Annotated in this window: 15 protein-coding genes; all 15 read right to left on the reverse strand. The window is 68.6% G+C overall.

Annotated features, from left to right (window positions below):
• Positions 1-58: 58 nt before the first annotated feature.
• The gene (locus AB3M82_RS02260; RefSeq protein WP_412955362.1) at positions 59-1042 is read right to left on the reverse strand and encodes an aldo/keto reductase; all 984 of its coding nucleotides are present in this window, start codon (positions 1040-1042) and stop codon (positions 59-61) included.
• Between the two features lie 100 nt (positions 1043-1142).
• Positions 1143-2012 (reverse strand): large exoprotein, encoded by an 870-nt coding sequence (locus AB3M82_RS02265; protein ID WP_412955363.1) that lies wholly within the window; start codon positions 2010-2012, stop codon positions 1143-1145.
• A 118-nt stretch (positions 2013-2130) separates the two neighbouring features.
• Positions 2131-2877, reverse strand: a complete 747-nt coding sequence (locus AB3M82_RS02270; protein ID WP_412955364.1) for a YaaA family protein — start codon at positions 2875-2877, stop codon at positions 2131-2133.
• 76 nt (positions 2878-2953) lie between these two features.
• Positions 2954-3214 (reverse strand): F0F1 ATP synthase subunit epsilon, encoded by a 261-nt coding sequence (locus AB3M82_RS02275; RefSeq protein WP_247622775.1) that lies wholly within the window; start codon positions 3212-3214, stop codon positions 2954-2956.
• A gap of 2 nt (positions 3215-3216) precedes the next feature.
• Positions 3217-4671, reverse strand: coding sequence for a F0F1 ATP synthase subunit beta (gene atpD, locus AB3M82_RS02280; RefSeq protein ID WP_412955365.1), 1455 nt, complete (start codon positions 4669-4671; stop codon positions 3217-3219).
• 26 nt (positions 4672-4697) lie between these two features.
• Positions 4698-5594 carry a F0F1 ATP synthase subunit gamma gene (locus AB3M82_RS02285; protein WP_412955366.1) on the reverse strand — a complete coding sequence of 299 codons (897 nt, stop codon included), beginning with the start codon at positions 5592-5594 and terminating at the stop codon, positions 4698-4700.
• Between the two features lie 19 nt (positions 5595-5613).
• A complete protein-coding gene (gene atpA / locus AB3M82_RS02290; RefSeq protein WP_412955367.1) occupies positions 5614-7254 on the reverse strand; it encodes a F0F1 ATP synthase subunit alpha in 1641 nt (546 codons plus the stop codon).
• Between the two features lie 47 nt (positions 7255-7301).
• A complete protein-coding gene (locus AB3M82_RS02295) occupies positions 7302-8090 on the reverse strand; it encodes a F0F1 ATP synthase subunit delta (RefSeq protein ID WP_412955368.1) in 789 nt (262 codons plus the stop codon).
• The gene (locus tag AB3M82_RS02300; protein ID WP_412955369.1) at positions 8090-8647 is read right to left on the reverse strand and encodes a F0F1 ATP synthase subunit B; all 558 of its coding nucleotides are present in this window, start codon (positions 8645-8647) and stop codon (positions 8090-8092) included. Before AB3M82_RS02300 ends, AB3M82_RS02295 begins: the two co-directional genes overlap by 1 nt.
• A gap of 27 nt (positions 8648-8674) precedes the next feature.
• Positions 8675-8911 (reverse strand): ATP synthase F0 subunit C, encoded by a 237-nt coding sequence (atpE, locus tag AB3M82_RS02305; RefSeq protein WP_042541851.1) that lies wholly within the window; start codon positions 8909-8911, stop codon positions 8675-8677.
• Between the two features lie 45 nt (positions 8912-8956).
• Positions 8957-9772 carry a F0F1 ATP synthase subunit A gene (atpB, locus tag AB3M82_RS02310; protein ID WP_412957988.1) on the reverse strand — a complete coding sequence of 272 codons (816 nt, stop codon included), beginning with the start codon at positions 9770-9772 and terminating at the stop codon, positions 8957-8959.
• A 98-nt stretch (positions 9773-9870) separates the two neighbouring features.
• A complete protein-coding gene (locus AB3M82_RS02315; RefSeq protein WP_412955370.1) occupies positions 9871-10401 on the reverse strand; it encodes a Cg1360 family ATP-synthase-associated protein in 531 nt (176 codons plus the stop codon).
• On the reverse strand, positions 10398-11573 hold the full coding sequence (locus AB3M82_RS02320) for an MraY family glycosyltransferase (protein WP_412955371.1): 1176 nt from the start codon (positions 11571-11573) through the stop codon (positions 10398-10400). The genes AB3M82_RS02315 and AB3M82_RS02320 overlap by 4 nt, the downstream gene beginning before the upstream one ends.
• Positions 11570-12289: an L-threonylcarbamoyladenylate synthase gene (locus AB3M82_RS02325; protein ID WP_412955372.1), complete on the reverse strand. Its 720-nt coding sequence runs from the start codon at positions 12287-12289 to the stop codon at positions 11570-11572. The genes AB3M82_RS02320 and AB3M82_RS02325 overlap by 4 nt, the downstream gene beginning before the upstream one ends.
• A gap of 63 nt (positions 12290-12352) precedes the next feature.
• Positions 12353-13213 (reverse strand): peptide chain release factor N(5)-glutamine methyltransferase, encoded by an 861-nt coding sequence (gene prmC, locus AB3M82_RS02330; protein WP_412955373.1) that lies wholly within the window; start codon positions 13211-13213, stop codon positions 12353-12355.
• Positions 13214-13248 lie beyond the last annotated feature (35 nt).

The following is a 13248-nucleotide window of genomic DNA, read 5'->3' on the forward strand; positions in this document are numbered from 1 at the left end:
GCGGACAATCGGCCAGCCGCATGGTTCTCACACATCGTAGTCGACTCCCTCTGCCCGCTCACACCCGCGCCCCGGGATCCTCGGGAAGGGGGAAGAGAGCGTCGATGGCAGCGAGATCGTCGGTCGTCGGCCGCCAGGCGTCCCCCGCTTCGGCATTGGCCTCCACCTGCGCCGCCGACGTGGCGCCGGCGATCACGCTCGACACCGCCGGCCGCGACAGGAGCCATCCGAAGGCCGCCTGCACCATGGTGATGTCGCGCTCCCGGCAGAACGACGCGAACGACTCGAGCGCGTCCCAGGGGGCGTTCTCCCACACGTGACGGCGAGACGACATGATCCGGCTGGAGTCCGGTCCGCCCTCCCGGGTGAACTTGCCGGTCAGCAGCCCGTTGTGCAGCGGGAAGAACGGGAAGAACCCGAGGCCGTAGCGCTCGGCCGCAGGGAGCACCTCGCGCTCGGCGGCGCGGGCGAGGAGGGAGTAGTGGTTCTGCGCGGAGACGAACCGACCCGACGAGCGCGCGGCCGACGTGAACTCGGCCTCGGCGATCTGCCATCCGGTGAAGTTGGAGTGGCCGTAGTAGCGGATCTTGCCTTCGCGGACGAGCTCGTCGAGGGCGTCGATGGTCTCCGCGATCGGGGTCTCCGGATCGGGCAGGTGAAGCTGATAGAGGTCGATCCACTCCGTCTGCAGTCGACGCAGCGATTCCTCCACCGCTCGGCGCACGTACCGGCGCGACCCTCGCCCGGCCGGGAAGTCGTACCCCATGTCGCGCTCGTGACCGAACTTCGTGGCGAGCACGACGCGGTCGCGTCGGCCCTGCAGCGCCTCGCCCATCAGCGTCTCGCTGGTGCCCGCGACCGCGCCGTACATGTCTGCGGTGTCGAAGAGGGTGATGCCGTTCGCGATCGCCGCATCGATCACCTCGCGGGTCCCGTCGATCGTCTCGGTCGCGGTTCCCGCCCGTCCGAAGTTGTTGCAGCCGAGACCCGTGGCCGACACGAGCAGTCCGGACGCGCCCACACGGCGCTGTGACATGACCATCCCTCCACGTTAGCCGAGTCCGTCATGCCCTCGGACCGCCCGCGATGTCGCGGGAACGCACAGAGCCCCCGACCGAGGTCGGGGGCTCTGCGGGACCGGATCAGGCCGGGGGCTGCGTCGGCGGCTGCGTGGGAGGCGCCGGCGGAGCCGTGGGCGGTGCGGTGGGCGGTGCGGGAGGCGTGGCCGGGGGCGCAGGCGGTGCCGGAGGCGTGGCCGGCGGTACCGGCGGGTTGCCCGGTGTTCCCGTCACCGGCGGTGCGGGCGGGGTCTGCCCGGGCTGTGCGGGCGGAGCGTAGCCGGGCTGCGCAGGAGGCGCGTACCCGGGCTGAGCCGGCGGAGCATAGCCGGGCTGAGACGGTGGAGCGTAGCCCTGCGGGGCCGGCGGAGCGTAGCCCTGTGGGGCACCGTAGCCCTGCGGAGCGCCGTAGCCGGGAGCGGCCGCGGGCCGCGGCTGCACGGGGATGCCCTGCCAAACGGTCTTGTCGCCGAGCAGACCGTTGTTCGCCCAGGAGGCCGGGACGATGTTCGGGTTCCATCGCGACTTGTCGAACGCGTTGATGCCGAGCCACACCGGCGGCAGGAAGAAGTAGAGGACCACCCAGACGGCGTCCTTCTGCAGCTTCAGACCGACGCGCCATGCGGCGATGAGATCGAGGATGCGGGCGGCGATGCCGATGAGCGGCAGCAGCAGGAACCACCCCAGGAACGGGATGATGCCGCCGAGGAAGAGTCCACCGACGATGTACAGCACCAGCCACGGGCTCAGGTCGGCGAGCTTGTAGAAGATCATGGTGTTGTACACGGGCACCCAGGCGCGCCACTTGCCCTCGACGCCGGCCTTCTCGAAGATCTTCATGTAGAACCACGAGTACAGGGCGTAGATCGCGAGCGGCAGGATCGTGTAGACCAGGATCAGCGCGACGAGCGCACCACCTGTCAATCCGCCATAGCCGTAAATGTCGTCGTACATGAATCCCCTCCGGATCCGATGGAGTCAGCGCCGTGCGCGCCGCGACACCCACCCTAGCGAAGCGTCGATATTCCCAGCAACGGCGCGCGCGGGGAAGGAATACCCATGGTCAGGGGGATCATTCCGCCACGACGAGTTCCAGGATGCCGGGCTCGTCCGCGTCGCGAAGGACCACTCCCCGCGCCTCGGCCCAGCCCCGTAGGGCGCGCAGAGACCCGATCCGTGGACGGTCCTCCGCCAGCATCCGCACCAGCGCTCCCTTGGACTTCTTGTTGAAGTGGTTGAGCGCCCTGCCCTGCTCCGTCACGACGCGAACGTAGGCGGACTTGACCGATGGCGGGATCGGGCCGAGCGCCACGTACGCCTCGCTCCGCAGGTCGAGGACGAACCCCGGTCGGTCGGCGGCGATCGCCGCTGACGTCGCCTCCGCCCAGTGACGGCGGAGGGCCGGCATACCCGGAAGCGACGCACCGGCGGCGAGACGATAGAGCGGCACATCGTCGAGTGCGCCGACCGGGCCGAACGGCGCGGAGTGGATCCAGACGTGCTCGGCGAGCCACCGCCGCGACGGGCGCGCCAAGGCGGACGCGTCGAGCGCGTCGAACAGCACGCCCGTGTAGCGATCGACCGCGGGCATGGTGGGCGCCTCGCGCAGCCTCCGGTTATGGGCGACGTCGGACGCCTGACGGGCACTGAGCTTCAGGATGCGGCGGGACTCCGCTTCGTCGCCGGCCAGCTCGACCAGGGCATCGATCACCGCTTCCCGCTCTCGACGAAGCGTCGGAAGGGCGAGGGCGTCCAGGTCGAGCGGCGGACCGTCGCCGCCCGGACGCTTGGTCTCGGACGGCGGGAGCAGGATCTTCATGGGGCCTCGGGAGACGAAGAAGCGTCCGCCCCGGAACCCCCTGGGGGGTCCGAGGCGGACGCATCGAGATGGACTGCTAGGCGATGAGAGCCGCGTTGCCGGCCACGATCGTCAGGACGTTGCCCTCCATCGAGAGGAACCCGTCCTGCGCGTTCGCCAGCACCTTGGTGCCATCGGTCTGGGTGATCCGGACCTGGCCCTCGGCGAGGATGGCCAGCACCGGCTCATGACCGGACATGAAGCCGATCTCACCCTCGACGGTCTTGGCGATCACGAGGCTCGCTTCTCCCGTCCAGACCTCCGCGTCGGCGGAGACGAGGCTGACGTTGAGCGCCATGGTCAGGCGTTCTCCTTCTGGATCTGCGCCCAGCGCTCTTCGACGTCGGAGATTCCACCGACGTTGAAGAAGGCCTGCTCCGCCACGTGGTCGAAATCACCGCGGGTGATCGCGTCGAACGACTCGATGGTCTCCTTGAGCGGAACCGTCGAACCCTCGACACCCGTGAACTTCTTCGCCATGTAGGTGTTCTGCGAGAGGAACTGCTGGATGCGACGCGCCCGAGACACGACGATCTTGTCTTCCTCGGAGAGCTCGTCGACACCGAGGATCGCGATGATCTCCTGCAGCTCCTTGTTCTTCTGGAGGATCTGCTTGACCGTCGTGGCGACGCGGTAGTGGTCCTCGCCCAAGTAGCGGGGGTCCATGATGCGCGACGTCGAGGTCAGCGGGTCGATGGCCGGGTACAGACCCTTCGACGCGATCTCACGAGAGAGCTCCGTCGTCGCGTCGAGGTGGGCGAAGGTGGTCGCCGGAGCCGGGTCGGTGTAGTCGTCGGCCGGGACGTAGATCGCCTGCAGGGAGGTGATCGAGTGACCACGCGTCGAGGTGATGCGCTCCTGGAGGAGGCCCATCTCGTCGGCCAGGTTCGGCTGGTAACCCACGGCCGACGGCATGCGGCCGAGCAGCGTGGAGACCTCGGAACCGGCCTGCGTGAAGCGGAAGATGTTGTCGATGAAGAGCAGCACGTCCTGCTTCTGCACGTCGCGGAAGTACTCCGCCATCGTGAGCGCCGAGAGGGCGACGCGCAGACGCGTCCCCGGCGGCTCGTCCATCTGGCCGAACACGAGCGCGGTCTTGTCGAAGACGCCCGCCTCTTCCATCTCGTGGATCAGGTCGTTGCCCTCACGGGTGCGCTCACCGACACCGGCGAACACCGAAACACCACCGTGGTCCTGCGCGACGCGCTGGATCATCTCCTGGATGAGGACGGTCTTGCCGACGCCGGCGCCACCGAACAGACCGATCTTGCCACCCTGGACGTACGGCGTCAGGAGGTCGATCGACTTGATGCCGGTCTCGAACATGGTGGTCTTCGACTCGAGCTGGTCGAAGTTCGGCGCCTTGCGGTGGATGGGCCAGCGCTCCGTGACCTCGATGGTCTCACCGGGCTCGCCGTTGAGGACCTCGCCGATGACGTTGAAGACCTTGCCCTTGGTGATGTCGCCGACCGGGACCGCGATGGCCTCGCCGGTGTCGCGGACCTCCTGGCCGCGGACGATGCCGTCCGTCGGCTTGAGGGCGATGGCGCGCACGAGGTCGTCGCCGAGGTGCTGCGCGACCTCGAGCGTGATCTCGGTCGACTCCTCGCCGATCGTGATCGTGGTCTTCAGTGCGTTGTAGATGTCGGGGATCGAGTCGTGCGGGAACTCGATGTCGACAACCGGACCGTTGACGCGTGCGACGCGCCCGACGACCGCGGTCGCGGGCTGGTCAGCCGTAGCGGTGGTGGTCATTTCTTCGTCTCTTTCCTGAGGGTCTGTCAGCTCGATGCGAGAGCGTCGGCGCCACCGACGATCTCGGCGATCTGCTGGGTGATCTCGGCCTGGCGCGCGTTGTTGCGCAGGCGGGTGTAGTCGGTGATGAGCTTGTCGGCGTTGTCGCTGGCGGACTTCATCGCCTTCTGCGTCGCCGCCTGCTTGGCAGCGGACGACTGCAGGAGCGCGTTGAAGACACGGCTCTGGATGTACACCGGCAGGATCGCGTCGAGAACGGTCTCGGCGTCCGGCTCGAACTCGTACAGCGGGTAGACGGCGCTCCCCGCCTCCGAGTCGTCGGCCTCCGCGATCTCCAGCGGAAGCAGGCGCACCGATTCGGGAGACTGCGTCATCATGCTGACGAAGCGGTTGTACACGAGGTGGATCTCGTCGACCCCGCCGTCGTCACCGCCGCGCGAGAACGCGTCGAGCAGCGTCGACGAGATCTCCTCGGCCGTGTGGAACGAGGGGGTGTCGGTGTCACCGGTCCACTCCGCGGCCGCCTCGATACGACGGAACTGGAAGTAGCCGACGGCCTTGCGACCGACGAGGTAGAAAACCGGCTCCTTGCCCTGACCGCGCAGCAGCTCGGCCACCTCGAGACCCTCGCGGAGGATCTGCGAGTTGAAGGCACCGGCCAGGCCGCGGTCCGACGAGAAGATCACGACCGCGGAACGGCGGATCGTCTCGGGCTCGCGGGTGAGCGGGTGGTCGACGTTCGAGTGCGTCGCGACGGCGGACACGGCCCTCGTCACGGCCCGCGCGAAGGGAGTGGACGCCTTGACGCGTCCCATCGCCTTCTGGATGCGCGAAGCCGCGATGAGTTCCATCGCCTTCGTGATCTTCTTGGTCGTCTGAGCAGAACTGATCTTCTGCTTGTAGACCCGGAGTTGTGCGCCCATGAATCAGTACCTCACGCGATTACGCGCGACGACCCTTGACGATCTTCTCCTGGTTGACGTCGTCCGCCTCGGCTGCCGCGTGCTCCTCGTGACCCGGAGCACCGATCGACTGGCCCTTGCCGCCCTGGAACTCCAGCACGAAGGCGTCCGTCTGCTTCTCCAGCTCGGCGACCGTCGCGTCGTCGAGGACGTTGGTCTCGCGGAGCGTGTCGAGCACCGAGGTGTTGCGACGCAGGTAGTCGAGCAGCTCGCGCTCGAAGCGCAGGACGTCCTCGACCTCGATCGTGTCGAGCTTGCCGTTGGTGCCGGCCCAGATCGAAACGACCTGCTCCTCCACGGGGTATGGCGAGTACTGCGGCTGCTTGAGCAGCTCGGTCAGACGCGCACCACGCGACAGCTGGCGACGCGACGCCGCGTCGAGGTCGGACGCGAACATCGCGAAGGCCTCGAGGGAGCGGTACTGCGCGAGCTCCAGCTTCAACGTTCCGGAGACCTTCTTGATCGACTTGACCTGCGCGTCACCGCCGACTCGCGAGACCGAGATACCCACGTCGACCGCCGGACGCTGGTTGGCGTTGAAGAGGTCGGACTGGAGGAAGATCTGGCCGTCGGTGATCGAGATCACGTTGGTCGGGATGTACGCCGAGACGTCGTTCGCCTTGGTCTCGATGATCGGGAGGCCCGTCATCGATCCCGCACCGAGCTCGTCGGACAGCTTCGCGCACCGCTCGAGCAGACGGGAGTGCAGGTAGAAGACGTCACCCGGGTAGGCCTCGCGGCCCGGCGGGCGGCGCAGCAGCAGAGACACGGCGCGGTAGGCCTCGGCCTGCTTCGACAGGTCGTCGAAGATGATGAGGACGTGCTTGCCGCCGTACATCCAGTGCTGGCCGATGGCGGAGCCGGTGTAGGGGGCCAGGTACTTGAAGCCGGCGGGGTCGGATGCCGGAGCCGCCACGATCGTGGTGTACTCCAGTGCTCCGGCCTCTTCGAGCGCGCCCTTCACCGAGGCGATGGTCGAGCCCTTCTGGCCGATGGCGACGTAGATGCAGCGGACCTGCTTGTTGACGTCGCCCGACTCCCAGTTGGCCTTCTGGTTGATGATCGTGTCGATCGCGATGGCCGTCTTGCCGGTCTGGCGGTCGCCGATGATGAGCTGACGCTGGCCGCGGCCGACGGGGATCATCGCGTCGATGGCCTTGATGCCGGTCTGCATCGGCTCGTGGACCGACTTGCGCTGCATGACGCCGGGCGCCTGCAGCTCGAGCTCGCGGACGCCGTCGGTGGCGATCGAGCCGAGGCCGTCGATCGGGTTGCCGAGCGGGTCGACGACGCGGCCCAGGTAGCCGTCTCCGACGGGGACGGAGAGGACCTCACCCGTGCGGGTGACTTCCTGTCCGGCCTCGATGCCGGTGAAGTCGCCGAGGACGACCACGCCGATCTCGTGCTCGTCGAGGTTCAGAGCGAGACCCTTGGTGCCGTCGGCGAAGGTCACGAGCTCGTTCGCCATGACACCGGGCAGTCCTTCGACGTGCGCGATGCCATCAGCGGCGTCGATGACCGTGCCGACCTCGGTCGCCGCTGCCCCGGTGGGCTCGTACGCGGCGGCGAAGTCCTTCAGCGCGTCACGGATGACGTCGGGGCTGATCGATAGTTCTGCCATTGTCTTCCCTTTGTATCTGGGTGCGCGGTTCCCCGCGCGAAGTCGTGTTAGCCCGCGAGCTTCTGGCGAAGGTCGGCGAGTCGTGCGGAGATGCTGCCGTCGATCACGTCATCGGCGATCTGCACGCGCAGCCCTCCGAGGACGCTGGGGTCGATGACGACGTTGAGCGCGACCTCACCGTCGTAGCGACGCGAGAGCGCTTCGCCGAGACGGGCGCGCTGCCCGTCGTTGAGCTCCGTGGCGCTGTACACCGTCGCCACCACGCGGTTGCGCTGGGAGGAGACGATGCGCATGGCGCGCGTCAGGAGCTGACGGATGCGGCGCTCGCGCGGCTGGCGCACCAGCGAGGAGACGATCAGGGCGGCGGGCGCGCTGGTCGTCCCGGCGAGCAGGCGATCGACCAGGGCGACCTTCGCCTCCTGGCTGCCGAGCCGGCTGCCCAGGGCGAGCTCCAACTCTGGGTTCGCCGCGACGACGCGGGAGAATCCGAACAGCTCCCCTTCGATGTCGGCACCGGGGTCGGCGAGGGTCGCCGCCCGGATCGCGAGCTCATCGATGCCGTCGAGCAGCTCGTCGGCGTTCGACCACCGCTCCGCCACGACGGCCTGGACGACCGTCTGCGTGTTCGCCGACAACCCGCCGAAGACCGCGGACACGACGTTCTGCCGTGCCGTGGCGGGAGCCGACGGGTCGGACAGCGCGCCGCTCAGCTGAGACGAGTCTCCTACGGTGTGCGCGACAGCGAAGAGCTCCCGGGCCGTGTCGAGGGTGACGTCCTTCGCTGCGGCAAGCGTCTCGATGGATGCCGCGAGTGCCTGAGTGGTCGCGCTGCCCATTACTGAGCCGCCTTCTCGGATGCCTCGAGGTCGGCGAGGAAGCGGTCGACGACGGCCGTCGCACGTGCGTCGTCGGAGAGCGTCTCCCCGACCACGCCGCCGGCGAGGTCGAGTGCGAGCGATCCGACCTCGCTGCGCAGCGAGACGAGAGCGGTCTGACGCTCTGCCTCGATCTGCGTGTGCGCGGTCGCGGTGAGGCGCGCGGCCTCGGCCGCAGCCGTCTCCTTCGCCTCCGCGACGATCTTCTTGCCGTCCTCGCGAGCGGCCTCGCGGATCTCCCCGGCCTCGGTACGAGCCTCGGCGAGCTGACGCGTGTACTCCTCGAGTGCCGCCTCCGCCTGCTTCTGCGCCTCATCGGCCTTCGCGATGTTGCCCTCGATGGCGGCGGACCGCTCGTCGAGCATGGCGGTGAGCTTCGGAAGGGCGACCTTCCACACCACCACGAGGATGACGATGAACCACAGGCCCGACCAGATGATGTCGTACCACGCGGGGATCAGCGGGTTGTGCGCCGCCTCACCCTCAGCCGCGAGGTTCGTGACAAGAGCGTTCAGCATCCTGTCTCCTTCAGAAGTCGGTGGGGATTACGGGAAGGGGATGAATCCGACGGCGATGCCGACGAACGCAAGCGCCTCGGTGAAGGCGATACCGATCCACATGAGGACCTGGAGACGACCGGCCAGCTCGGGCTGACGGGCCACGCCCTCGATGGTCTTGCCGACGACGATGCCCACACCGATGGCCGGGCCGATCGCTGCGAGGCCGTAGCCCACGGAGGCGAGGTGACCGTTGATGTCTGCGAGAACCGTAGTAGCGTCCACGGGTTTTTCCTTTCGTTGGGTGGGACGGCAGTGTTGCCGACCCGCTCAGTGCTCTTCTGCGACCGCGAGCTGGATGTAGACCGCGGTGAGGACGGTGAAGACGTAGGCCTGGAGGACGGCGACGAGGATCTCGAAGAGAGTGAAGGCGCCGCCGAAGGCGAGGGTTCCGACACCGAGGGCTGCCCAGCCGCCGCCCGCGGTGAAGAAGAAGAACTGGGTGGCTGCGAAGCACAGCACCAGGAGCATGTGGCCGACCACCATGTTCATCAGGAGTCGGAGCATGAGGGTGACCGGGCGCAGGACGAACGTCGAGACGAGCTCGATGAGCGCGACGATCGGGAGCGCGAAGCCGGGCACGCCCTGGGGCAGCAGCGCGTTCTTGAAGAAGCGGAAGCCGTGCCGGCGGATGCCCGCGTAGATGAAGGTCACGTAGCTCACGACGGCGAGCAGCAGCGGAACCGCCGCGATGCTCGTGCCGGCGATGTTCAGGAACGGGATGATGCCCGTGATGTTCATGAACAGCACCATGAAGAAGATCGTGGTGAGGATCGGCAGGAAGCGATCGCCGTCCTTGCGACCGAGCAGGTCGTGCGCGATGCCGCCGCGGACGAAGCCGAGACCCATCTCGACCAGGCTCTGGAAGCGGCCGGGGACGACCTTCATGCGTCGCGTGCCGAGCCAGAGGATCAGTACCACGGCGATGACCGACAGCAGCTGGACCAGGTGGATCCGGTGCACGGGGATGCCGGCGACCGAGAAGAGGATCTCCGGGAAGAACTCGTCGATCGAAGGGCCGTGGAACTCACCATCGGAGGCGAGGGGGGTCAGGGTCGCAGCAAGATTAAACAGCGCGGGCTCCAGCTTCGGGGCACCGGTCAGAACCGGGGCGACGATGGTCGGTGTGCTTCAAGCGCAAGCGCTCGCGGGCGAGCGGCGGGCACAGGTAAACCTTATCAGAGTCAGGGGGTGCGCGAGTCCGCGCCGCCCTCGTCCGGACGCGCGTCGGCGTTCGAGGGCGCGGCGCCGGGCGCCCGGTCCTCGGGGACCTCCGTCGGGAGCGACGTGTCGCTCACGTGCGGCAGGCGCATGCGGGTGAGGACGAGGACGTCGATGACGAGCGACATGAGCACCCCGGCGACGATCGAGAGGAAGAAGACCATCGGCTCGATCCAGGGCTGACCGCTGAGCACGATCATCACGACCACGAACACGCCGAGCTTCAGCAGCCACCCGCCCAGCACGATCGCGAAGAACAGCTGCACGTAGAGGGGATCGCCGTACCAGCGGTTGGCGACGAGGATGCTGATGCCGGTGATCGCGAGGAACAGCGCCGCCAGGAGGACTCCGAGGAGCCCGCTGACGAGCCCCTCCCCCTCGGCGACCAGGAATCCGGCGACGCCGGCGACGACGGCCAGGACCACCGTGGCGACCGCCGACCAGATCAGGGTGCGCCGGAGGATCGGCGTGCTGGACACGGGGTTCGGGCTCATGAGGGCTCCACGGGGGTCGGGTCGGGTTCGGCGGGGGCCGCGGGCCGAGCGCGGCGTCGGGTGGGGTTGAGCGTGATCACGAGGCAGGCGGCGACGCCGACGACGCCGAAGGCCACGCCGGGGAGGTACTGGCCGGGCCAGTCCTCGCGCGCGCCGACGTACATCAGCAGCACGGCGAGCGAGATCACCGCCGTCCACGCGTAGAAGATGAGCACGGCGTCGCGGTCCCGGTGCCCCAGGTCCAGCATCCGATGATGCAGATGCTTGCGGTCCGGCGAGAAGGGCGACTTGCCGGCGTGCATACGGCGCAGCACGGCGAGGCCGAAGTCCAGCAGAGGGAGCAGCACGACCATCAGCGGAAGCAGGATCGGGATGAAGGCGCCGAGGAGCTGGGAGCGGCCGAGCCGTTCCGGGTCCAGCGCGGACGGGTCCATCCGCCCCGTGAGGGCGACCGCCGAGGTCGCCATCAGCAGGCCGATGACCAGCGCGCCGGAGTCGCCCATGAACAGCTTCGCCGGGCTCCAGTTCCACGGCAGGAAGCCCAGGCATCCGCCGATGAGCACGGCGGCCAGGAACGTGGAGAGGTTGAAGTAGCTGGAGGCTCCGGAGTCGCGCGTGAAGATGTAGGAGTACGCGAAGAACACGCCGTTCGCGATCAGGCAGACGCCGGCGACCAGGCCGTCGAGACCGTCGATGAAGTTGACCGCGTTCATCACGACGACGATCGCGAAGATCGTGATGGTGATGCTGAGCCAGCTGGAGAAGACCAGGAGATCGCCGACGGGCAGCGACAGGATCTGCAGTCCTCCGCCGATCGTGAGGATGCCGGCGGCGAGGAACTGCGCGCCGAGCTTGATCATCCAGTCGAGATCCCAGAGGTCGTCGACCACGCCGATGACGACGATCAGCAGCGCCGCGACGAGGATCGACCACATCGTCTGCGGAGGCATCCAGATCGTCTGGAAGAACGGGTTGACCGCCGAGAACCCCATGGCCGCCGCGATCCCGAGGAAGATCGCGACCCCGCCGAGCCGCGGGGTGGGCGTCGTGTGGACGTCGCGCTCGCGGATGCCCGGATACAGCTTGAATCGGAGGCTGAGCTTCCAGACCGCCCAGGTCAGCACGAAGGTGATGGCCGCGGTCAGGATGATCGTGAAGAGGTACTGCTTCACGAATCCCCGCCCTGTCGGCCCGCCGGCGAGTCGGGGACGGGCGCGGGCTCGAGCAGCTCGCCCAGCACCTCCTCCAGCTGCTGCCGGGTGACCGCGCCGTCGCGGAGGATGCGGACCCGGCCGTCCTCGTCCGATGCACCGCGGCGGACGAGCGAGGTCGCGTCGACGATGGTCGACGCGATGCCGTCGCGGCTCATCCCGTGCGAGAGGTACACCGCGACGCTGTCGCCGAGCATCCTCTCGGCGTCGAACGCGGAGATGGCCGCGGCCTGCCCCGTCAGATTCGCGCTCGAGACGGCGAGCGGACCCGTCTCGGCGAGGAGCTCGAGGGCCACCCGCCCTTCGGGCATGCGGACCGCGACGGTGCCCTCGGTCTCCCCCAGGTCCCACACGAGGGACGGCTGAGCGGGGAGCACGATCGTGAGGCCGCCGGGCCAGAACGCGTCGACCAGGCGCTGCACGGGCTCGGGGATCGTCTCGACGAGCGCCGCGAGGGTCTCGCGCGAACCGATCAGGACGGGCGGAGGCTGGTTCCGGCCCCGGCCCTTCGCGTCCAGGAGACGCTGCACGGCGGCGGGCGAGAAGGCGTCCGCTGCCACGCCGTAGACGGTGTCGGTGGGCATGACGATGAGCTCGCCGCGGCCGATCGCCTGGCGTGCGTGGCGCATTCCGGCGAGAAGCTGCGCCTCGTCGCCGCAGTCGAAGATGGAGGACATGTCACGTCGATTCTAGGGGAGCGACCTGAGCGGATTCGGGAACGCGAGACCCGTGCCCGGCGGTCAGGGACGCAGCGCCGTGGTGGCGCGGTCGCGAAGGGTCAGGTCGCGATGCGTGGCGGGTGCGCGCCACCCGTCCGCGACCAGCAGATCGCGGATCTCCGCTCCCTGCGACTCGCCGTGCTCGATCACCAGCAGCCCTCCCGGACGCAGCAGCCGCAGTGCGGTGGTGCTGAGGACGCGCACGACGTCGAGCCCGTCCTCCCCGCCGTACAGCGCGAGAGACGGGTCGAAGAGCCGCACCTCCGGGTCGCGCGGGACGGCGGCATCCGGCACGTACGGCGGGTTCGAGGCCACGACCGCGACCGTGCCGTCGAGCTCGGGGAAGGCGTCGGCGAGATCCGACAGCACCAGTGTCACGTTCTCGTGCCCTGCCGTGTTCCGTCGGGCCCACGCGTGGGCGTCCGGCGAGATCTCGGCGGCGAAGACGCGCGCGTGCGGCACCTCGGTCGCCATCGCCAGCGCGATCGCACCGCTCCCCGTCCCGAGGTCCACGGCGATGGGTGACGGATCGGAGTCGCCCAGGAGCGCGTCGATCGCATGCTGCACGACCGTCTCGGTCTCGGGACGGGGCACGAACACCCCCGGTCCCACGGACAGCTCGAGGTGACGGAACGGCGCCGTACCGGTGAGATGCTGCAGGGGTTCGCGGCCGGCTCGCCGCTCCAGGAGCCCCTCGAGCTCGACCCGGCGGTCCTCATCCATCGCGTCTCCGCGGATCACCGCCGCCTGGAGCTCACCCCGGCGCACTCCCAGGACGTGCGCGGCGAGGAGCTCGGCGTCGACCAGCGGATCGGGCACCCCGGCGTCGGCGAGACGCTGCGCGGCGGCGCGGACGACCGTGGCGAGAGAGGAGTCGGGCATCCCTCCAGCCTAGGGCGCGGCCCCGTCACAAAGGG

Source organism: Microbacterium californiense, from assembly GCF_047246625.1.
GTDB lineage: Bacteria > Actinomycetota > Actinomycetes > Actinomycetales > Microbacteriaceae > Microbacterium.